This is a genomic window from Streptomyces sp. NPDC059166 (assembly GCF_042755185.1).
Classification (GTDB): domain Bacteria; phylum Actinomycetota; class Actinomycetes; order Streptomycetales; family Streptomycetaceae; genus Streptomyces.
The window spans coordinates 218121-237722 of sequence record NZ_JBHZCI010000004.1; the positions used below are offsets into that span (position 1 = coordinate 218121).

The following is a 19602-nucleotide window of genomic DNA, read 5'->3' on the forward strand; positions in this document are numbered from 1 at the left end:
GCGTTGTCGTACCCGGCGCCTATGGTTGCGGTGACGGGTGAAGTCGGACGGACGGGCGCGACCATGAGTGTGACCACCGAGAGCGCTGCGCAGCAGACGCTCCACCGGGTGTTCGGGTACGAGGCGTTCCGCGGCGAGCAGGGCGCGGTCATCGAGCACGTCGTCGGCGGCGGCGACGCGGTCGTCCTCATGCCCACCGGCGGCGGAAAGTCCCTCTGCTACCAGATCCCCGCCCTGGTCAGGCCGGGTACGGGCGTCGTGGTCTCCCCGCTGATCGCCCTCATGCAGGACCAGGTGGACGCGCTGCGCGCGCTCGGTGTCCGCGCCGGCTTCATGAACTCCACGCAGGACTTCGACGAGCGCCGCTCGATGGAGGCCCAGTTCCTCGCGGGCGAGCTCGACATCCTCTATCTGGCGCCCGAGCGGCTGCGCCTGGACTCGACACTCTCCCTGCTGGCCAGGGGCGAGATCTCCGTCTTCGCCATCGATGAGGCGCACTGCGTGGCCCAGTGGGGCCATGACTTCCGCCCCGACTACCTGGCCCTGTCGGTGCTGGGGGAGCGCTGGCCCGGCGTCCCCCGCATCGCGCTGACGGCGACGGCCACCGACGCCACGCACCGGGAGATCACCCAGCGCCTCGCCATGCCCGAGGCCAGGCACTTCGTGGCCAGCTTCGACCGGCCGAACATCCAGTACCGCATCGTGCCGAAGGCCGACCCGAAGAAGCAGCTGCTCACCTTCCTCCAGGAGGAACACGCGGGGGACGCCGGCATCGTCTACTGCCTCTCGCGCAACTCCACGGAGAAGACCGCCGAGTACCTCAGCCGCCACGGCATCGAGGCCGTCCCGTACCACGCGGGTCTCGACGCCTCGACGCGCGCCGCGCACCAGGCCCGCTTCCTGCGCGAGGAGGGCCTGGTCGTCGTCGCGACCATCGCGTTCGGCATGGGCATCGACAAGCCCGACGTACGCTTCGTCGCCCACCTCGACCTGCCGAAGTCCGTCGAGGGGTACTACCAGGAGACCGGCCGCGCCGGCCGCGACGGGGCGCCGTCCACCGCCTGGATGGCGTACGGACTCCAGGACGTCGTGCAGCAGCGCAAGCTGATCCAGGGCGGTGAGGGCGACGAGGCCTTCCGGCGCCGTGCGGCCTCGCACCTCGACTCGATGCTGGCGCTCTGCGAGACGGTCCGCTGCCGCCGCGCCCAGCTGCTGACGTACTTCGGACAGGAGCCCGGCGAGCAGGCCTGCGGCAATTGCGACACCTGCCTCACCCCGCCCGAGACCTGGGACGGCACGGTCGTCTCCCAGAAGCTGCTGTCGACGGTGGTCCGGCTGAAGCGCGAGCGGAACCAGAAGTTCGGGGCCGGTCAGATCATCGACATCCTGCTGGGCCGGAAGACCGCGAAGACCATCCAGTTCGACCACGACCAGCTCTCGGTCTTCGGCATCGGCGAGGAGCTGGCCGAGGCGGAGTGGCGGGGTGTGGTGCGTCAGCTGCTGGCCCAGGGGCTGCTGGCGGTCGAGGGCGAGTACGGCACGCTCGTGCTGACCGAGGAGAGCGGCTCCGTGCTCGGGCGGGAGCGCGAGGTGCTGCTGCGCAAGGAGCCGAAGCGGCCGACGTCCCGGTCCGGGTTCTCCGCCAAGGGCGGCAAGGGCAAGGCGGCCGTGGCCGACCTGCCGGAATCCGCGGTCCCGGTCTTCGAGGCGCTGCGGGCGTGGCGCGGGGCGACCGCGAAGGAGCAGGGCGTCCCGGCGTATGTGATCTTCCATGACGCGACCCTGCGGGAGATCGCCACCCTGCATCCGGCCACCCTGGGAGAGCTGGGCGGGGTCAGCGGCCTCGGCGAGAAGAAGCTCGCGACCTACGGCGAGGGGGTGCTGGAGGTGCTGGCCGGGCTGGGCGCGGCCGCCGGCCCGGGCGCCGGACAGGAGACCGCTGTCGTGCGGGAGGCGGCGCCCGCCTCCGAGAGCGCGGGCGGCGACACTGAGTTCGGCTGGGACGAGGAACCGCCCGAGTTCGAGTGAGTCAGGAGCTCACGGGGTCTCGGCGCCCCGGCGCCGTGCCGTGACGGCGGTGAGGTCCAGATCGATGTCGAACGGCACGGACACCTTCATGCGGTCGTGGAAGATGCCGGTGGAGGTGTACGCCCCGGTGGCGGGTTCCAGTTCGAAGACGTAGACCACGGCGCGGCCGTCGTGGTTCTCCACCCGCCAGAAGTGCGGGATCTTCGCGCGGGCGTACTTCACCGGCTTGGTCTCCCGGTCCCTCGACCGGGACTCCGGGGAGACGACCTCGATGGCCAGCCGCACCGACTCGGCGGGGAAGCGGGTCTGCTCCGGGTCCTGGATGACCTCGCCGTTCACGATGATCACATCCGGCTCGGGCCGGTTGTAACGGTCGATGTCGATGGTGAACTCGCGCACCACCTCCAGCTCGGTAGGCGCGAGTGACTGCAACTGCCAGTTGAAGAAGTCGACCGCCCGTGAATGGAACAGCGTCTGCGGACCCACGAAAACCAGGCTCCCGTCGATCAGCTCCGTGTGCGGAGGCAGATTCGGGAGTGTGTCCAGGTCATCGGCGGTCCAGCCGCCCACGGGCGGAACCGCCCACCTCGGCTCGGGGGCCTCGGGTTCGATGCTCATCAGTGCTCCCATGGGACGAAGCCTCGCGGGCCTGTTCAGCGTATCGGCAGAAATCGGGAGGAGACCCCCGAACGTGTGAACGTCTCCCGTGTCGCTGACCATGTGCCCCGCGTGCCCCCGGCACCGGTGCGGCCGCGCATGCCGCCGCACCGGCCCCGAGGCGTCAGGACGCGGCCGTGATCCGGCCCGTGACCTCGCCCAGCCCGACCCGGGTGCCGTGCGGCCCCGGTGCCCAGGCGGTGAGGGTGACGGTGTCGCCGTCCTCCAGGAAGGTCCGCTTGCCGTCGGGGAGTTCCAGCGGGTCGCGGCCGTTCCAGGTGAGCTCCAGCAGGGAGCCGCGCTGGGCGGGCTCCGGGCCGCTGACCGTGCCCGACCCGTACAGGTCGCCGGTGCGCAGCGAGGCGCCGTTCACCGTCATCTGCGCCAGCTGCTGCGCGGCCGTCCAGTACATCGAGGAGAACGGCGGCTCGGCGACCGTCTCGCCGTTGATCACGACGGAGATCCGGATGTCGAAGCCGCCCGGCTCCTCCGCCTCGGAGTCGTCCAGGTAGGGGAGGAGCGGGAAGTCCCGGGCGGGCGGTGCCGTGCGCGCCTGGTCCAGGGCCTCCAGCGGGGTCACCCACGCCGAGACGGAGGTCGCGAAGGACTTGCCGAGGAAGGGGCCCAGCGGCACGTACTCCCAGGCCTGGATGTCCCGTGCCGACCAGTCGTTGAGCAGGCAGAGCCCGAAGACGTGCTCACGGAAGTCGCCCAGCGCCACCGGGGAGCCCTGCTCCGACGGGACGCCCACGACGAAGCCGACCTCGGCCTCGATGTCCAGCTTCACCGACGGCCCGAAGACGGGGGCCGGGTCGGTGGGCGCCTTGCGCTGACCGGAGGGGCGCACCACATCCGTGCCGGACACCACGACGGTGCCGGCCCGGCCGTGGTAACCGATCGGCAGGTGCTTCCAGTTGGGGGTGAGGGCGTCCCCGTCGGGGCGGAAGATCTTCCCCACGTTGGTGGCGTGGTGCTCGCTGGCGTAGAAGTCGACGTAGTCGGCGACCTCGTACGGCAGGTGCAGGGTGACCGAGTCGAGGGGGTGCAGCAGCGGCTCTATGTCGGGGCGGTGCGCCGGGACCGTCACCCAGGCGGTCAGGGCCCGCCGCACATCGCTCCAGGCGGTACGGCCCGCCGCCAGGAGCGGCATCAGGCTGGGCTGGGCCAGCAGTTGCGCGTAGGGCGATCCCAGCGCGTGGGCGGCCGCGCCGGCGTCCAGTACATGGTCGCCGACGCGGACGCCGACCCTGCGGTCCGCAGGCTGCCCCGGGGTGGAGAACACGCCGTACGGAAGGTTGTGCGGACCGAAGGGGTCGCCCTCGGCCAGATCGAGCGGACTGCTCTGCTCGGGCATCTGTTGCTGCCTCGCTTTCCAGGTGGCTTGAGGACACGTTACGTCGGCGCCGATCTCCGGCGGCAGTGCCTCAAGTCGTCGTGATGCCCGGAAAGTTACGCGATGCCCCAGCTCGCTCCCGCTCTCCTCGTCCGGTCAGCCCGCCGTGCGGGGGATCCTCTTCTCCCAGGTGCGGTGGAAGACGATCTCCGACCCGTCCCGGCAGACGACCTCGTTGGAGGTGATGAAGTCGTCGGCGTCCGCACTGGTCTCCGACCGGGTCTCCACCCGTACGTCCCAGGACATCTCCGGCCGGTGCAGCCGGATCGTCCAGTCCGAACGCGCCCTGGCGGACAGCGGGTCGTCCTGCTGGATGGTGTACGTCTCCAGCGCGTCCTCGGTGAACTCCAGCCCGTCCGGGTAGACGCGCGTGCCGCCGTAGCGCGGGTCGACCTCCAGCCGCCACTCGCCCTTGGCGACGTCGCGGACCACCAGGCGCTCCGGACGCTGCTCGTCGAGGGTCTCGGGGAAGACGACGCCGAGCGGTTCCGCCTGCTCCGGTTCGCCGAAGGTGATGGAGGGGTCCTCGGTGTGCCGGCGCACGGGGAGTTCGACGAAGCTGCCGTCCGCCTGCAGGGTGAAGCCGGCGGAGCCCGCCTGAGGCCAGATCCACGGCCAGTACGAGGAGGAGACGGCGAGTCTGATCCGGTGGCCGGGCGGGAAGGTGTGCCCGATGCCGTTCAGCTCGAAGGTCACGTCCTCGGTCTCCCCGACGGGCCAGTCCTCGGAGCGGTCGCGGCCGTTGCGGGCCGCCAGGTTGAGTGCGCCACGGGTCACCAGGGTCGAGGATCCGTCCGGGGCGACGTCGCAGAGCCGGGCGATCGCCTGGCCGCGCGGTACGTCCATCCGGACACGCAGCCTGACCCGGGGGCGGCCGAGGATCTCGATGGGGGCGTCCTCCACCGGGAACTCGAAGCACACCGACTTGGCGTCCTCGTCCCGCTGGTCGGGAGGGAGGTCGGCGTCGTTGCCGAAGGGGAAGAACCGCCCCGCGTCCAGTCCGGTCTGCTGCGGTGAGTCGACCACCTGGGCGCCGCCCGCCAGGGCGTACGCCACCGTCCCGACGTTCTCGGACGGCCAGGTCGCGTCGCCGACCCAGCGGCCGGGCAGCGTCTCGTAGACGGTGGCCGGGCGGTGCGAGCCGCTGATCCAGGAGCGCAGCAGCGGCTCGTTCATCACCCCGGTGTCCTCGTCCTTGAGGTGCTGGTCCCACCAGCGGAGCGTCTCCTGGAGGAAGCCGATCGGAGGTCCGGGCGGCAGCCCCCGGTCCGGGTACTGATGGGACCACGGGCCGATCAGGCCGCGCACCTGCCCGGGGTCGAGGTGCTCGACCAGCCGCAGCACGGTGTCGCGGTACGGATCGTGCCAGCCGCCCACCGCCAGCACCTTCGCCTTGATCGCGCCGTAGTCCTCGCAGACGCTGCCGTGCTTCCAGTAATCGTCCCGTGTCTGGTGGCCCAGCCAGGTGTGGATGAAGGGCTCCACCTTCTCCAGGCGCCGCAGCCACATCTCGCGCCAGTCGTCGCCGACGTCCGCCGGGTCCGGGGGACGGGAGACGAACGCCAGCATGGTGGAGGCCCACGCGTGCATGTCGACGCCGAGGACGGAGCCGCCCATGTAATGGACGTCGTTGTCGTAGCGGTCGTCGGCCGAACAGACCGTGACGATCGCCTTCAGGGGCTCCGGTGCGAGCGCCGCGATCTGGAGCGAGTTGAAGCCGCCCCAGGAGATGCCGAACATGCCGACCTTGCCCGAGCACCACTCCTGCTGCGCCAGCCAGTTCACCACCGCGACACCGTCGGCCAGTTCCGTGGCGTCGTACTCGTCGCCCGGCATGCCCTCGCTGTTGCCGTGTCCGCGTACGTCGACCCGGACGGAGGCGTAGCCGTGTCCGGCGTACCAGGGGTGGCGCTGCCAGTCGCGTGGCGCCGTCCAGTCGCTCAGCCGGTAGGGCAGGTACTCCAGCAGGGCGGGCACCGGCTCGTCGGTGACCGGCCGCCAGATGCGGGCGTACAGCTGAGTGCCGTCCGACAGCGGGATGTAGAGGTCCTCGTGGGTGGTCTCGTACGGGAATTCGGTGCGGATGTGCATGGGGGGAACCTCAGTGGACGGGGTGCATCGTGCGCTTGAGCCAGGGGGCGGCTGCGATGACGGCCACGCCGGCCACCACCGCGATTGCGCCGTTGACACCGAAGTAGGCGGGGTTGGACACCTCGCCGTAGAGCTTCACGATCTGTGCCTGGATGCCGTTGGCGAGGGCCAGCGACAGGAACCAGAGGGCCATCGTCTGGCTCGCGAACGCCTTGGGGGCGAGCTTGGTGGTGGCGGACATCCCGGAGGTCTCCAGGAGGATGTCGCCGAGACCGAGCAGCAGATACGAGCCGACGATCCACCAGGCGGCCATCTTGTAGCTGTCGTCGGCGTGCCCGGAGGTCGGCAGGACCATCAGCAGGAAGGACAGACCGCCGAGGATCACCCCGATCGCGATCTTGTTGGACGCGTGCGGCTGCCGGGGCCCCATCCGGGCCCAGACCGCCGCCACCACGGGCGCCAGCGCGACCTCGAAGGCGCCGAGGGCGGAGGCGTACCAGCTCGCGGGGAAGTGGAAGCCGAAGATCTCGGTGCGGGCGTTGGTCGACGCCAGCAGCATCATCGTCGAGTAGGCCTGGAAGAGGATGAAGTTGAAGACGACCGAGGCCAGGAAGAGCACGACGTACGGGCGTAGCCTGCCGCGCTCCTCGGAGGTCACCCGGGGGCTCCTGAACATCACGGCGAAGTAGACGACGGGCGCGATCACCGAGATGACGGTGAGTACGTCGACGAAGCGGTCCATCGTGAGCCAGCCCGCCAAGGCCAGGGCGGTGGCCACCACGGCGACCAGCACCGCTCCGGCCACGATCATCAGCACGGCCCGGCGCATCGCCGCCGGGGCGAGTGCGAATTCGGCCGCGTGCTTTCGCCCGGCCAGGTGACGGCGGCCCAGGACGTACTGGATCAGGCCGAGCGTCATGCCGAACGCGGCGGCCGAGAAGCCCCAGTGCCAGCTCGCGTGGTCGCCGAGCCAGCCGGTGATCAGCGGACCGGCGAAGGCCCCGATGTTGATGCCCATGTAGTACAGGGCGAAGCCGGCGTCACGGCGCTCGTCCTCGGTGCGGTAGAGCTTGCCGACCATGGAGGCCACGTTGGGCTTGAGCAGGCCCGTTCCGGCGCTGATCAGCCCCAGCCCCACCCAGGTCATCGTGGCGGTGGGGACGGCCATGGCGTAGTGGCCGCAGGCGATGAGGATGCCGCCGTACAGGACGGCGCGGTACGACCCCAGGATGCGGTCGGCCAGCCAGCCTCCCGCCACGGAGACCAGGTAGACGAGGGTGCCGTAGGCGGCCGAGACCGAGGCCGCGGTGCCGGGGTCCATGCCCAGGCCGCCGTTCGCGACCGTGTCCGCGAAGTACAGGACCAGGATCGCCTGCATCCCGAGGAAGGAGAACCGCTCCCACACCTCCAGCCCCGACAGGGTCATCAGACCCCGCGGCTGGCCGAAGAAGGCGCGGTCGTCCTCGGGCGGTGGCTGTGCCGGTTCGAGACCGGTCGTTGTGTGGGACAAAGCGAAAACTCCTGATCGTATGAGCTGATGCCGAACATACCGGCGGTGGCGGGAAGGCGCCCACGGTGATCCAAAGGGGACCGGATACGCTGAGTTGAGTGAGGACAACGACACATCGACATTCCGTGTGATCGTCAGCAGACAGGAGATCCCCTCGTGACCGTCGTCGGGCCGTTCGGGCTGAGCGTGCGGGACCAGGCACTTGAGGCCGATGTCCAGGCCGGTTTGGCCGCTGTCGAGGCGGGGCTCCTGGACGCCACCAAGAGCGAGGTCCCGTTCATCACGGAGGCCGCGCAGCACCTCGTGAGCGCGGGGGGCAAGCGTTTCCGGCCACTCCTGGTGATGCTCGCCGCCCAGTTCGGCGACCCCGACGCCCCGGGAGTCGTGCCCTCCGCCGTGGTCGTCGAGCTCACGCACCTGGCGACGCTGTACCACGACGACGTGATGGACGAGGCGGACGTGCGGCGCGGTGTGGACAGCGCCAACACCCGCTGGGGGAACTCCGTCGCCGTCCTCACCGGCGACTTCCTCTTCGCCCGCGCCTCGCACATCCTGGCCGACCTCGGGCCCGAGGCCGTCCGCATCCAGGCGGAGGCGTTCGAGCGCCTGGTCACCGGCCAGATCCTGGAGACGGCCGGCCCGCGCGACGGACGCGACCCCGTCGACCACTACATGGACGTGCTGAGCGGCAAGACCGGCTCGCTCGTCGCCGTGTCCGGCAGGTTCGGCGCCCTGATGGCCGGCGCCGACGAATCCGTCGTCGACATCCTCACCCAGTACGGCGAGCGCCTCGGTATCGCCTTCCAGCTCGCTGACGACGTCCTGGACATCGCCTCCGACAGCCACGAGTCGGGCAAGACGCCCGGCACCGACCTGCGCGAGGGCATCCCCACCCTGCCGGTACTCCATCTGCGTGCCCGGGCCGCCGCCGAGGGCCGTCCGGAGGACGAGGAGCTCGTGCGGCTGCTGGACGGAGACCTCGGCGACGACGCGGTCCTCGCCGAGGCACTGCGCCGGCTGCGCGCCCACCCGGCACTCGAACAGGCCCGCCGCGACACCGTGCGCTACGCCCAGGAGGCACGGGCCACGCTGGCACCGCTGCCCGAGTGCTACGCCAAGGCCGCGCTAGAAGAGCTCTGCGACGCCGTGGTGCACCGCGCCGGCTGACCGGGCCCCTGCGCACCGGCCTGCCACGGGACAGCCCCTAAGGGCTCGGTCCCGAGCGGCGTCGGCGGGTCATCCCGGAGAGGTACGCGCAGTTGCTCCCGAGGGCTGACGCTTGTACTCGCCCGATTTGGTCAGATGGTCAGTGTCCACTCCTGACCACATCGGGTGAGAATGGCGGCGGGGAGTGGGCACGTTCGACGGGATGGCAGCCGCCGACCACGGAGGTAGAGCACACATGGCACCGAACGACAGCGTGGAGACCGACGGCGAGGCCACGGGCACGGTCGTGGGCCGCCGGAAGGCGGCACGCTACATCGTCCCCTTCGCGGTGGCGGGAGTCGCGGCCGCGACGATCGGACTCGTCCCGGCACTGGCCGACTCCGGCGACCCGGAGCTGCCCGACATCACCGCCCAGGAACTCGTCGAGAAGATCGCGGCGTCGGACCAGGAGCAGCTCTCCGGCACGGTGAAGGTCAGCACCGACCTGGGGATCCCCTCCTTCGGCGGGCTCGCGGACTCCCTCTCGCAGGGCGCGGGGCAGGACGCCCCCGGCGCGTCCCCCGACGCCCGGCTGATGGAGCTGGCCTCGGGCACCCACACGCTCCGGGTGGCGGTCGACGGCCCCGACAAGCAGCGGCTCTCGATCCTCGGGGAGGGCTCCGAGTACAGCCTCGTCCACAACGGGGACGACGTCTGGGGATACGACAGCGAGAGCAACGAGGTCTACCACTCGCAGGCGACGGAGCACGGGAGCAAGGGCAAGGCCGAGGAGCGCGGCAGGCCCGAGGGCATGCCGGCCACCCCGAAGGACCTCGCCGAGGAGGCGCTCGACGCCGCGGACGGCACCACGTCGGTCACCGTCGGCGGCACGGCCCAGGTGGCGGGTCGCGACGCGTACAAGCTCGTGATCGAGCCGAAGCGGTCAGGCTCGACGATCGGGTCCGTCACGGTCGCGGTCGACGCCTCCACCGGCGTGCCGCTGAAGTTCACCCTCGCCCCGAGCAGCGGTGGCAAGGCCGTGGTCGACGCCGGTTTCACCCAGGTCGACTTCGCGAAGCCCGCCGCGTCCTCCTTCTCCTTCACCCCGCCCAAGGGGGCGGAGGTGACCGAGGCCGACGAGCTGAAGGCGAAGGACAAGGGCCCGGCGGCCGAGGGCCTGGGCGCGGTCGGGGGCCTCAAGGGCCTCGACGTGATCGGTGAGGGCTGGAACGCCGTCGCCGAGATCAAGGTCCCGGGCGGCTCCGGGATGCCCGCCCCGGGCTCCGGCGACGCACCCGCGCAGGCACGGCAGTTCCTCGACGCCTTCGGCGACAAGGTGACCGGCGACTTCGGCACCGGCACCGTCTTCAGGACGCGCCTGGTCAACGCGCTGCTGACGGACGACGGGACGGTCTACGTCGGAGCGGTGACCAAGGACGCGCTGGTCAAGGCGGCCGACACCGCCGAGTAGGACCCAGGGCACACAGCCGCCCCGTCGTACCCTCCGTACGGCGGGGCGGTCCGTGCGGGGCGCGGCCGACACGGCGGGACGGCACCGGGAGCACGCATGACCGAGACGACGGCGGCCACGGCCGGGCCGGGGGCGGGCCCCCGGCCCGGCACCGTGATCGAGACCCGTGGGCTGACCAAGCGGTACCGGGGCGGGCAGTTGGCCGTCGACGGACTCGACCTGGACGTCCCCGCCGGAAGCGTCTACGGCTTCCTCGGGCCCAACGGCTCCGGCAAGACCACCACGATCCGGATGCTCCTCGGGCTGATCGAACCGACCGCAGGAACCGCCCGGGTCCTGGGACAGCCCATGCCGGCCGCCTCCCGCACGGTGCTGCCGCGCGTCGGCGCGCTCATCGAGGGGCCCGCCCTGTACGGGTTCCTCACCGGGCGCGGCAACCTCGTGCGCTTCGACTCCGCCGACCCCACGGCCGATCCGCGCACCCGACGCGCCCGGGTGGAGAGCGCGCTGGAGCGGGTCGGGCTCGCGGCGGCGGCCGGCAGGAAGGCCCGGACGTACTCACTGGGGATGAAGCAGCGCCTCGGTCTGGCCGCGGCACTGCTCCGGCCGCGTGGACTGCTCGTACTGGACGAACCAACCAACGGGCTCGATCCGCAGGGCATGCGGGAGATCCGCGCCCTCGTCCGGGACCTGGCGGAGGAGGGCACCACGGTCTTCCTCTCCTCCCACCTGCTCGACGAGATCGAGCAGGTCTGCACCCACGCCGCGGTGATGGCCCGCGGCAGGCTCGTCGTCCAGGGCGCCGTCGGCGAACTCGTGGCCGGCTCTCGGGGCCGCCTCACCGTCACCACGCCCGACCCGGGTGACGCCGCCCGCGTCCTCGCCGCCCACGGGATCACGGGTCTCGTGACCGACGGCGACCGGATCGGCGCCGACGCGCCGCCGGGCGAGGTGGAGCTCGCGGACCTCAACGCGGCCCTGGTGCGCGCGGGTGTACGGGTGCGCGGCTTCGGGGTCGAACGGGCCTCGCTGGAGGACGCGTTCGTCGCACTCACCGGAGAGGGATTCGATGTCGCAGGCTGAACTCACGGTCGTACCCGGGTCCCGCGTACCGCCCCGGGCACTCTGGACGCTGGGAATCCTCCGCTCCGAGCTCGTCACCATGTTCCGCAGATGGCGCACCCTGGCCCTGCTCGGCGTCCTCGCGGCCGTGCCCGTGCTCGTGGGGACCGCCGTCAGGATCGAGACGGGCGACGGCGGGCAGGGAGGGCCGGGCGGAGGCGGTGGCCCGGCCTTCCTCTCCCAGATCACCGGCAACGGCCTCTTCCTCGTCTTCGCGGCACTCTCCGCGACCCTGCCCGTCTTCCTGCCGCTGGCCGTCGGGGTCGTCGCGGGGGACTCCCTGGCGGGCGAGGCGGGCGGGGGCACGCTGCGCTACCTGCTGGTCGCCCCGGCCGGCCGGACCCGGCTGCTCCTCGCCAAGTACGCGTCCGTGCTGGTGTTCTGCCTCGTCGCGACGCTGGTCGTGGCGGTGTCCGGACTCGTGACGGGCGTGCTGCTCTTCCCCGTCGGGGAGATGACGACGATCTCAGGGACCCGGATCGGATTCGGCGAAGGGCTCCTGAGGGCCGGGCTGATCGCCGTCGTCGTGGCCGCGTCGCTCGTGGGGTTCGCGGCGCTGGGCCTCTTCGTGTCGGCACTCACCGACAGCGGCGTCGCGGCGATGGCCGCGACGGTCGGGGTGCTGATCACCGTGCAGATCCTGGACACGATGCCGCAGCTGAGCGGGATCCACCCGTACCTCTTCCCGCACTACTGGCTGTCCTTCACGGACCTGCTGCGCGACCCGGTGTACGGGGAGGGAGTGGCCAGGAACCTCGGCCTGCAGGCCCTCTACGCGGCGGTGTTCGGCTCGGCCGCCTGGGCCAGGTTCACCACGAAGGACATCAGCGTCTGAGAGTCCGGTGCGTCCGGGGGACCGGTCCGGTCCGGCCGTACCGTCGGCCGGTCGAGCCGTCCCCCGATCGGCTCGTCGCGGCACGAACGGCACGAACGGTGCACTGTGCGGAACGACACGGTACGTTCCGTTTCCAGTGCGGTCATTGTTCGACTTCTGGCGACGACCTGTCAACAAGTGGTGGGCGGAATACCCCTATGCTCACCGAATGATCACATCGCCGAGTTCCCTGCGCCGCAGTGAGAGGTCGCGACGGTCCACCCTGGACGCCGCCCTGGAACTGTGCGCGGAGAAGGGGTACGGCCGGGTCACCGTCGAGGCGATCGCGAACCGGGCCGGTGTCAGCAAGAAGACCATCTACCGGTGGTGGCCCTCCAAGGGCGCGGTGATGCTGGAGGCGTTCACCGAGGCGTTCGTCGGCGCCACGCCCTTCGCCGACACCGGTGACGTCGCCGCGGACCTGCGTCGGCACATCAACGGCGCCGTCCGGATGATCTCCACCTCGCCGTACGGGCCGCTCTACGCCGGGATCCTCTCCGACATGAGCCACGACGAGGCGCTGGCGGACGCCGTGAAGGAGCAGCTGGTCGACCCGCGCTTCCGGGCGGCCGAGGACCGCCTCCGCAGGGCACAGGAGCAGGGGCAGGTGCCCGAGGGTGCGGACCTCCCGCTGGCGGTGGAGATGCTCTACGGGCCGGTCTACTACCGCCTCGTCCTGCGCAGGCAGCCGCAGGACGAGGCGACCGTCGCCGCGATGGTGGACCACGTGCTGCGCTCGCTCCGGGGCCCGGGGCCGGACGGCTCCGGGAGCAGCGAGGCGGCCGGCCCGGTCGGCTGAAGGAGGGCCTGGGGCCGTTCGCCCGGACCAGGGCACGCGAGCCCGGCACGATCCGGACGAGAGGCCCTGGTCCGGCCCGTCGCCCACGGCGTCGGCCAGGACGCCACCCGTCCGAGTCAGCCGAAGAGGCGCTCCAGCACCACGGCCACGCCGTCCTCCTCGTTGGTGAGCGTGATCTCGTCCGCCTCCGCCACGAGCTCGGCGTGGGCGTTGCCCATCGCCACGCCGTGACCGCAGAGCCGGAACATCGGCAGGTCGTTCGGCATGTCGCCGAAGGCCACCGCTCCGGCCGGGTCGAGGTCCAGCAGCGCGGCGGCCCGCGAGATGCCGGTGCCCTTGTCCACCCCGTGGGGGGCCAGCTCCACCGTTCCCGGCCCCGCCATGGTCACGGACGCCAGGTCGCCCACCACGCCCCTGGCGGCAGCCGCGAGCTCGTCGTCGGTCAGGTGCGGGTGGCGTATGAGGACCTTGATGACCGGAGCCTGCCACAGCTCCCCGCGGTGTCCGGTCCGACGGGCGGGCAGGGAGGCGTGCGGCATCCGGTACCCCGGCTCGATGAGGGTGAGGCCGTCCGGGCCGTCCTGGTCGACGGCGGCGAAGACCTGGCCGACCTCGGCCTCGATCTTGCCGAGCGCGGTCTCGGCCGCCTCGCGGTCCAGGGGTGCCGAGGCGACCATGCGGGCCGAGCCGGCGTCGTACACCTGGGCGCCCTGCCCGCACACCACGAGGCCCTCGTAACCCAGGTCGGCGAGCAGGGCGCGTATGCCGGGTACCGGGCGGCCCGTGACGATCAGATGGCGCGCACCGGCCGAAGCGGCGCGTGCGAGCGCGGCACGCGAGCGGGTGCTCACGGTGTCGTCGGGACGCAGGAGCGTGCCGTCCAGGTCCGTGGCTACGAGGGAGTACGCGGCGGGTGGCGTGAACATGAGGTCAGCCTAGAGAGGCCGGGTCCGGCCCTCGCGCCGCAGTCCCCCCGCCGGCTCCGTCACCGGGCGCGGACGCCGCAGGCCCCCGCGCGCCCCGTCACTGCACGCAGAACTCGTTGCCCTCCGGGTCCAGCATCACCTGCCACTTCCCCCCGGGCTCCTCCACGAGCCTGAGCAGGCTCGCACCCAGTCCCGCCAGGCGTTCCGTCTCCGCCTCGCGCTGTCCGGGCGCCGCGTGCACGTCGAGGTGGAGGCGGTTCTTGACCGTCTTCGCCTCCGGCACGCGCTGGAAGAGCAGCCGCCGCCCGAGCCCCGCCCCGCTCTTCTCGTCGTACGGATCGTCCGGGTGCCGCACAGCCGCGAGATCGCGCCAGGCGTGGTGACCGTGCGGCTCCACGGTGTCGGCCTCGGTCACCACGCCCGCGCCGAGCAGTTCGTCGATCAGGACGCTGTTGTCCTCCACGAGGTAGCCGAGGGCCTCCGCCCAGAAGTCGGCCTGGGCGTGCGGGTCGGTGGCGTCGATGACCAGCTTCCAGTGCAGTGTCATGAAAACCGTTTGTACTGGTTAGATGAATGGCGCGGCAACGGGCACGCCGGAACCCGGGACGATTCTTCGTCCGGCTCACCCACGGGACGACGACCAGCAGGTCGCCGTGGCGCCTGCCGGGGCCGGCGACCGGTCCGTACCCCGCTTCCACCAGGAGCATTTGGCGGGCGCGGGGGAGCGTGAGAAGCGGAGCGCCCACTGGAAGGGCGTGACGGACCGGATCGCCGCCGCGCTCTGCCGACCCGCGCCGCTCACCGCTGCGGGCAGCTCGGGCAGGAGTGCCCGCCGAGCGCCGCGAGGAGTTCACCGGCAGCCGCGCTGACCGCCGGGTCGCCGTCGGCGGCCAGCCGTTCCGCCGTCGGCCGGCCGGCGACGACCGCCAGATGCGCGTCCCTGGTCCACTCAGGACGGTGCGCGTGCCCGTCGGCGAGGATCGTGCCCAGCAACTCCAGGACACCGATGCGGTCCTTGACGCTCTCCACGGCGGCCAGCTCCCAGAGGAACGGCACCGTGGCGGCCGTCGCGTCGAACACGGCCAGGGCGCCTATCCACCGCCCGAGGTCGCTCAGCGCGTCCTCGGCCGCCTCGCTGTCGCCCCAGGCGATCCGCGAGAGCGTCCCCGGGACCTGGGAGGCGGAGCCCCTGGCATGGCGCAACTCGTGCCACCGGACGTGCCGCATGCCCCTCAGGATCGTCCCCATCGGGGCACTCAATCAGCCTTCGCCCGCGCCGTCCACCACGCCTGCCGGACGCGGCTGCCCGGGCTCCCGCCCTCCGTCCAGGGCCCGCAGGTACCGCCGGACTGCCTGCGGGTCGCCGGCGTCCGCGATCAGGCCCACGTGGTTGTCGGGCCGGACCACGACGACGGAGTCCCGCTCGATGCCGTACGCCTCGCGGGCGAGCCCGTCGACGTCGTGCAGGGCGTTCGGGCCGGCTGTGGCGAGCCCGCGCGAGCCCCGGCCGTGCACACGGACGGCGCGTACCGCCCCGCCGTGGGCGGCGGCCGCCTCGCGCAGCGTGCGCTCCGACCCGGCTCCGAAGCCGAGCAGCGAGATGTGCGGTCCGGCGAACACCTCGAAGAGGCGGCGCGGGGTGCCGGTGGCCGCCAGGGTGCAGGGGGCGTCGGGGGCGCGGTCCCCGGCGCGGAGGCCGTCGGTGTGCCCGCCCGCACCCGCGAGAGAGCTCCACCGGTAGCCGCGGTCCGGTGCTCGTGAGGCCGGGACGGCCGCGGTGTCGAGGCCGCCGCCCGGCACCTTGACCGCCTCCAGCGTGGCCCGCAGCCGCTCCGATGTGACGTCCAGGGTCCGGGCGGCCACGGGCAGCCGCTCCTCCTCGTAGGTGTCGAGCAGTTCCGCGCCCGCCCTGCCGAGGAGTACCTGGCCGAGTTTCCAGCCGAGGTTGTAGGCGTCCTGGACACCGGTGTTCATCCCCATCCCTCCGGCGACGGAGTGCACATGGGCGGCGTCCCCGGCCAGGAACACCCTGCCCACCCGGTAGCGGTCCACCATCCGCACGTTGACACGGTAGGTGGACAGCAGCGTGGCCTCGGTGAGGTGCCCGGCCGGTAGGCGGGTGTGCCGGGCGAAGAGCCTGCGGAAGCCGTCCTCTGTCGGGGCCAGGGGGCGGCCCTCGGCGTCCCGTTCCGGACCCGCCTGGAACCACCAGCCGGTCCCGGTACCGGGGATGGGGCAGAGCATGACGGCCCCGTCCTCGTCGAACCACTGGTGCCAGACGCCGCGGTCGAGGGTGCCCGGGGCGAGTCGCACGTCGCCGCAGACCATCACCTGCTCCTCGTGCGTCTCCCCTTCGAACGCGATGCCGAGCAGTTTCCGTACACGGCTGTGGGCGCCGTCGCAGCCCACCACGTACCGTGCGGCGGTCGTGGAGCCGTCGGCGAAGTGGACCGTCACCGAGTCGCCGGTGTCGTCGAGGTCCACCACCTCGGTGCCCGTCTCGACCGTCACGCCGTAGCCGGCCAGGTGGTCGCGCAGGATCTCCTCCAGCCGCCACTGCGCGATCAGCCGGCCACGGTCGTACGGCTCGGCCGGAGTGGGGCGGGAGCCCGCGTGCGGGTCCGCGTCCGCGAGCGGTACGCCGTCGCGGTACTTGCGCATGAGCGGCGGCTCCGCGCCCGCCGCCAGTACGGCGTCCACGACCCCCAGGTCCTCCAGCACCTCCAGGGAACGGGGGCTGGGCCCCTTCGACCTCGAACTGCGCGGAGGCCCCGGAGCCTTGTCCACGACGCGTACGCCGAGCCCGCGGCGGGCGAGGTCGCAGGCGAGCGTGAGCCCGGTCGGTCCCGCTCCCACGATCAGTGTGTCGGTCATGTGCTGCTCCTCCTCGGCTGCGGCTGCCCTCGGTCGCCGCGGGCATGGGAAGTCCCCGGAGACCGGTGGGCTCCGGGGACAGGTAATCGCAACCGAGTAAATAAAGCAACTCGGTAACTTTTCAGTGGGAGGTGGTGGTGTCCGGCTTCGCGACGGGCGCCTTCTCCACGGGGGCCGCGTTCCGGGCGGCCCTGACCGCGAGGCGCAGCGCCTCGGCCCTGGTGCGCCGGGCCGTCCGCAGGGCGTCCCAGGTCAGCACCATGAGGGCCACCCAGACGAGGGCGAAACCCGCCCAGCGCTCGGCCGGCATCTCCTCGTGGAAGTAGAGGATGCCGAGGCTGAACTGGAACACGGGCGCCAGGTACTGCAGCAGCCCCAGCACCGACAGCGGCACCCGGATCGCCGCCGCACCGAAGCAGATCAGCGGGATCGCGGTGACGAGGCCGGTGCCCGCGAGCAGCACCCCGTGGCCCGCACCCCCGGAGAGGAATGTCGCCCGGCCGTCGGCCCCGAGCCACAGCAGGAAGCCGAGGGCCGGCAGGAACAGGACCGCCGTCTCCGCCGCGAGGGACTCCAGACCGCCCAGGCCCACCTTTTTCTTCATCAGGCCGTACGTCGCGAACGAGAAGGCCAGCACCAGGGAGATCCACGGCGGCTGCCCGTACCCGATCGCCAGGACCAGCACCGCGGCGAGCCCGATCGCCACCGCTCCCCACTGCGCCGGACGCAGGCGCTCCCCGAGGAGCAGTACGCCCATGGCGATCGTGACCAGGGGGTTGATGAAGTAGCCGAGCGACGCCTCGACGACGTGGCCGTTGTTCACGGACCAGATGTAGATGCCCCAGTTGACCGCGATGACGGTCGCCGCGACGGCGATCAGCCCCAGCTGCCGCGGCTGCCGCACCAGCTCGCCGATCCACGCCCAGCGGCGGAGGAAGAGCATGGCGATGCCGACGACCCCGAGTGACCAGACCATGCGGTGGGCGAGGATCTCCACCGCCCCTGACGGTTCCAGCAGCGGCCAGAACAGGGGCACCAGGCCCCACATCCCGTACGCGCCGACTCCGTACAGCAGGCCTGCCCGCTGCTCGTTCTTCCCCTCCACGGGCCCTCCCAGACTCCCCTGGCCGGCGACTCGCCGACGGAATGACGGTAGCGCCGGAGCGGGGCGCCTGTCATTGCCGTCTCAGCGGGATGCTCGTGACACGGGCCGGGAGGGCTCGCGACGGGTCCGGGAATGTCAGCCGGCCGCCACCGCCGCGGCGACCGAGTCGGCCAGCGGAGTCGTCGGGCGGCCGATCAGACGGGCCAGGTCGCCGCTCCTCCCGGCGAGCAGGCCGCGCGCGATCGCCTCGTCCACGTCGACGAGGATCGCGGCGAAGGCCTCGGGCAGGCCGGCGCCCACCAGGATCTCCTGGTGCACGGCGGCCGGCACGTTCCTGTAGGCGATCTCCCGGCCGGTCGCCGCGGACACCACGTCCGCGAACTCGGCCAGTGACCAGGCCGTGTCACCGCTCAGCTCGTACGTCGCCCCCAGGTGGCCCTCTCCCGTCAGCACGGCCGCGGCGGCGTCCGCGTAGTCCGCCCGCGAGGCGGAGGCGAGACGTCCGTCGCCGGCGTTGGCGACGACGGCTCCGTGCTCCAGGACCGGTGCCAGGTTCAGGTAGTTCTCCGTGTACCAGCCGTTGCGGAGGAAGGTGTACGGGAGGCCGGACTCGAGGATCAGCCGCTCGGTCACCTTGTGCTCGGCGGCGAGCTCGAAGTCCGCGTCGGGCCCGCCCAGTACGCCGGTGTAGGCGAGCTGGGCGACACCCGCCGCCTTCGCGGCGTCGATCAGCGCGGTGTGCTGCGGGACGCGCCGGCCGACCTCGTTGGCCGAGATCATCAGGACGCGGTCACCGGCCCGGAACGCCCCGGCGAGGGATTCGGGCCGGTCGTAGTCGGCGACACGGAGTTCCACGCCGCGGGCGGCGAGCTCGGCGGCCTTCTCCTTGTCGCGTACGACGGCCACGACCGAACCCGCGTCGACCGTGGCGAGGAGCCGCTCGACGACGAGACGGCCGAGAGCGCCGGTCGCTCCGGTGACAACGATGCTCATGTGCTTCTCCTGGGTGGTGCTGTTCCTGTGGGGGACCTACTCACCATAGGTGGGGTACTAACCAGGGGAAAGTACGCACTTTGAAGTAAGGTACTGACATGACGGTAAGCATTCTGGACCAGGTCGGCGGGCGGCGCCCGGACGTCAACCGGCAGAACTGTCCCTCACGCCTCGTGCTCGAACACGTCACCAGCCGCTGGGGAGTGCTGGTGCTCGCCGCCCTGCTGGAGCGTTCGCACCGCTTCAGCGAGCTGCGCCGCGCGGTGGGCGGGGTCAGCGAGAAGATGCTGGCCCAGACCCTCCAGACGCTGGAGCGGGACGGCTTCGTGGACCGGGACGCCAAGCCGGTGATCCCCCCGAGGGTGGACTACTCCCTCACCCCGCTGGGGCGGGAGGCCGCCGAGCAGGTCTGGGCCCTCGCCCGGTGGGCGGAGCGGCGTCTGGACGTGGTCGAGGAGTCCAGGACGGCATACGACGTGGCCCGGAGCCGGTCGGCTCCGGGCCACGACGAAGGGGCGTGACGGCTGGTCAGCCGATGACGGTCCAGGTGTCCTGGCCGGTGAGGAGGGTGCTGAGGTCGCCTTTGCCGTGTTGTTCGACGGCGGTGTCGAGC

The 19602-nt window shown here is 71.8% G+C and carries 17 protein-coding genes; 7 read left to right on the forward strand and 10 right to left on the reverse strand.

Translation table 11 applies throughout. The annotated features are described in order from the left end of the window. Positions 1 to 63 precede the first annotated feature (63 nt). Complete coding sequence (recQ, locus tag ACFXOA_RS05040; protein ID WP_385022633.1) at positions 64 to 2028, forward strand: DNA helicase RecQ; 1965 nt, start codon at positions 64 to 66, stop codon at positions 2026 to 2028. A 9-nt stretch (positions 2029 to 2037) separates the two neighbouring features. On the opposite strand, the gene ACFXOA_RS05045 is transcribed toward recQ, so the two are convergent. From ACFXOA_RS05045 to ACFXOA_RS05060, 4 genes are all read right to left on the reverse strand, one after another. Continuing rightward, positions 2038 to 2646, reverse strand: a complete 609-nt coding sequence (locus ACFXOA_RS05045; RefSeq protein WP_385022636.1) for a Uma2 family endonuclease — start codon at positions 2644 to 2646, stop codon at positions 2038 to 2040. A gap of 163 nt (positions 2647 to 2809) precedes the next feature. After that, complete coding sequence (fahA, locus tag ACFXOA_RS05050) at positions 2810 to 4039, reverse strand: fumarylacetoacetase (RefSeq protein ID WP_385022639.1); 1230 nt, start codon at positions 4037 to 4039, stop codon at positions 2810 to 2812. A 135-nt stretch (positions 4040 to 4174) separates the two neighbouring features. After that, positions 4175 to 6169, reverse strand: a complete 1995-nt coding sequence (locus ACFXOA_RS05055) for a CocE/NonD family hydrolase (protein ID WP_385022642.1) — start codon at positions 6167 to 6169, stop codon at positions 4175 to 4177. A 10-nt stretch (positions 6170 to 6179) separates the two neighbouring features. Further along, positions 6180 to 7679: a peptide MFS transporter gene (locus ACFXOA_RS05060; protein WP_385022645.1), complete on the reverse strand. Its 1500-nt coding sequence runs from the start codon at positions 7677 to 7679 to the stop codon at positions 6180 to 6182. Between the two features lie 156 nt (positions 7680 to 7835). Between ACFXOA_RS05060 and ACFXOA_RS05065 the strand changes: the two genes are divergently transcribed. The 5 genes from ACFXOA_RS05065 (at position 7836) to ACFXOA_RS05085 (ending at position 13091) form a co-directional block, all read left to right on the forward strand. Beyond that, entirely contained in the window at positions 7836 to 8846 is a 1011-nt protein-coding gene (locus tag ACFXOA_RS05065; protein WP_385022648.1) for a polyprenyl synthetase family protein, read from the forward strand. A 235-nt stretch (positions 8847 to 9081) separates the two neighbouring features. Beyond that, positions 9082 to 10296, forward strand: coding sequence for an outer membrane lipoprotein carrier protein LolA (locus tag ACFXOA_RS05070; protein ID WP_385022651.1), 1215 nt, complete (start codon positions 9082 to 9084; stop codon positions 10294 to 10296). 96 nt (positions 10297 to 10392) lie between these two features. Continuing rightward, positions 10393 to 11379: an ABC transporter ATP-binding protein gene (locus tag ACFXOA_RS05075; protein WP_385022654.1), complete on the forward strand. Its 987-nt coding sequence runs from the start codon at positions 10393 to 10395 to the stop codon at positions 11377 to 11379. Then, on the forward strand, positions 11366 to 12253 hold the full coding sequence (locus tag ACFXOA_RS05080) for an ABC transporter permease (RefSeq protein WP_385022657.1): 888 nt from the start codon (positions 11366 to 11368) through the stop codon (positions 12251 to 12253). The genes ACFXOA_RS05075 and ACFXOA_RS05080 overlap by 14 nt, the downstream gene beginning before the upstream one ends. A 208-nt stretch (positions 12254 to 12461) precedes the next feature. Beyond that, on the forward strand, positions 12462 to 13091 hold the full coding sequence (locus tag ACFXOA_RS05085; RefSeq protein WP_385022660.1) for a TetR/AcrR family transcriptional regulator: 630 nt from the start codon (positions 12462 to 12464) through the stop codon (positions 13089 to 13091). A gap of 116 nt (positions 13092 to 13207) precedes the next feature. On the opposite strand, the gene ACFXOA_RS05090 is transcribed toward ACFXOA_RS05085, so the two are convergent. From ACFXOA_RS05090 to ACFXOA_RS05115, 6 genes are all read right to left on the reverse strand, one after another. Then, on the reverse strand, positions 13208 to 14017 hold the full coding sequence (locus tag ACFXOA_RS05090; RefSeq protein WP_385022663.1) for an HAD family hydrolase: 810 nt from the start codon (positions 14015 to 14017) through the stop codon (positions 13208 to 13210). A 97-nt stretch (positions 14018 to 14114) separates the two neighbouring features. Continuing rightward, positions 14115 to 14564, reverse strand: coding sequence for a VOC family protein (locus ACFXOA_RS05095; protein ID WP_385022666.1), 450 nt, complete (start codon positions 14562 to 14564; stop codon positions 14115 to 14117). 251 nt (positions 14565 to 14815) lie between these two features. Next, a complete protein-coding gene (locus tag ACFXOA_RS05100; RefSeq protein ID WP_385022669.1) occupies positions 14816 to 15265 on the reverse strand; it encodes a hypothetical protein in 450 nt (149 codons plus the stop codon). Positions 15266 to 15277: 12 nt separating this feature from the next. Then, positions 15278 to 16891 carry an FAD-dependent monooxygenase gene (locus ACFXOA_RS05105; RefSeq protein WP_385022672.1) on the reverse strand — a complete coding sequence of 538 codons (1614 nt, stop codon included), beginning with the start codon at positions 16889 to 16891 and terminating at the stop codon, positions 15278 to 15280. A gap of 121 nt (positions 16892 to 17012) precedes the next feature. Then, complete coding sequence (gene rarD / locus ACFXOA_RS05110; protein WP_385022675.1) at positions 17013 to 17996, reverse strand: EamA family transporter RarD; 984 nt, start codon at positions 17994 to 17996, stop codon at positions 17013 to 17015. A 135-nt stretch (positions 17997 to 18131) separates the two neighbouring features. Then, positions 18132 to 18989 (reverse strand): SDR family oxidoreductase, encoded by an 858-nt coding sequence (locus ACFXOA_RS05115; protein WP_385022678.1) that lies wholly within the window; start codon positions 18987 to 18989, stop codon positions 18132 to 18134. Between the two features lie 98 nt (positions 18990 to 19087). Here ACFXOA_RS05115 and ACFXOA_RS05120 point away from each other — a divergent pair, with 98 nt between their 5' ends. Then, the gene (locus tag ACFXOA_RS05120) at positions 19088 to 19510 is read left to right on the forward strand and encodes a winged helix-turn-helix transcriptional regulator (RefSeq protein ID WP_385022681.1); all 423 of its coding nucleotides are present in this window, start codon (positions 19088 to 19090) and stop codon (positions 19508 to 19510) included. Positions 19511 to 19602: the final 92 nt, after the last annotated feature.

Excerpts from the sequence above, each read along its gene's own strand:
- recQ (WP_385022633.1), top strand. The coding sequence starts at position 64 with ATGAGTGTGACCACCGAGAGCGCTGCGCAGCAGACGCTCCACCGGGTG.
- ACFXOA_RS05045 (WP_385022636.1), bottom strand. The coding sequence starts at position 2,646 with ATGAGCATCGAACCCGAGGCCCCCGAGCCGAGGTGGGCGGTTCCGCCC.
- fahA (WP_385022639.1), bottom strand. The coding sequence starts at position 4,039 with ATGCCCGAGCAGAGCAGTCCGCTCGATCTGGCCGAGGGCGACCCCTTC.
- ACFXOA_RS05055 (WP_385022642.1), bottom strand. The coding sequence starts at position 6,169 with ATGCACATCCGCACCGAATTCCCGTACGAGACCACCCACGAGGACCTC.
- ACFXOA_RS05070 (WP_385022651.1), top strand. The coding sequence starts at position 9,082 with ATGGCACCGAACGACAGCGTGGAGACCGACGGCGAGGCCACGGGCACG.
- ACFXOA_RS05075 (WP_385022654.1), top strand. The coding sequence starts at position 10,393 with ATGACCGAGACGACGGCGGCCACGGCCGGGCCGGGGGCGGGCCCCCGG.
- ACFXOA_RS05080 (WP_385022657.1), top strand. The coding sequence starts at position 11,366 with ATGTCGCAGGCTGAACTCACGGTCGTACCCGGGTCCCGCGTACCGCCC.
- ACFXOA_RS05085 (WP_385022660.1), top strand. The coding sequence starts at position 12,462 with ATGATCACATCGCCGAGTTCCCTGCGCCGCAGTGAGAGGTCGCGACGG.
- ACFXOA_RS05090 (WP_385022663.1), bottom strand. The coding sequence starts at position 14,017 with ATGTTCACGCCACCCGCCGCGTACTCCCTCGTAGCCACGGACCTGGAC.
- ACFXOA_RS05095 (WP_385022666.1), bottom strand. The coding sequence starts at position 14,564 with ATGACACTGCACTGGAAGCTGGTCATCGACGCCACCGACCCGCACGCC.
- ACFXOA_RS05100 (WP_385022669.1), bottom strand. The coding sequence starts at position 15,265 with ATGGGGACGATCCTGAGGGGCATGCGGCACGTCCGGTGGCACGAGTTG.
- ACFXOA_RS05105 (WP_385022672.1), bottom strand. The coding sequence starts at position 16,891 with ATGACCGACACACTGATCGTGGGAGCGGGACCGACCGGGCTCACGCTC.
- ACFXOA_RS05115 (WP_385022678.1), bottom strand. The coding sequence starts at position 18,989 with ATGAGCATCGTTGTCACCGGAGCGACCGGCGCTCTCGGCCGTCTCGTC.
- ACFXOA_RS05120 (WP_385022681.1), top strand. The coding sequence starts at position 19,088 with ATGACGGTAAGCATTCTGGACCAGGTCGGCGGGCGGCGCCCGGACGTC.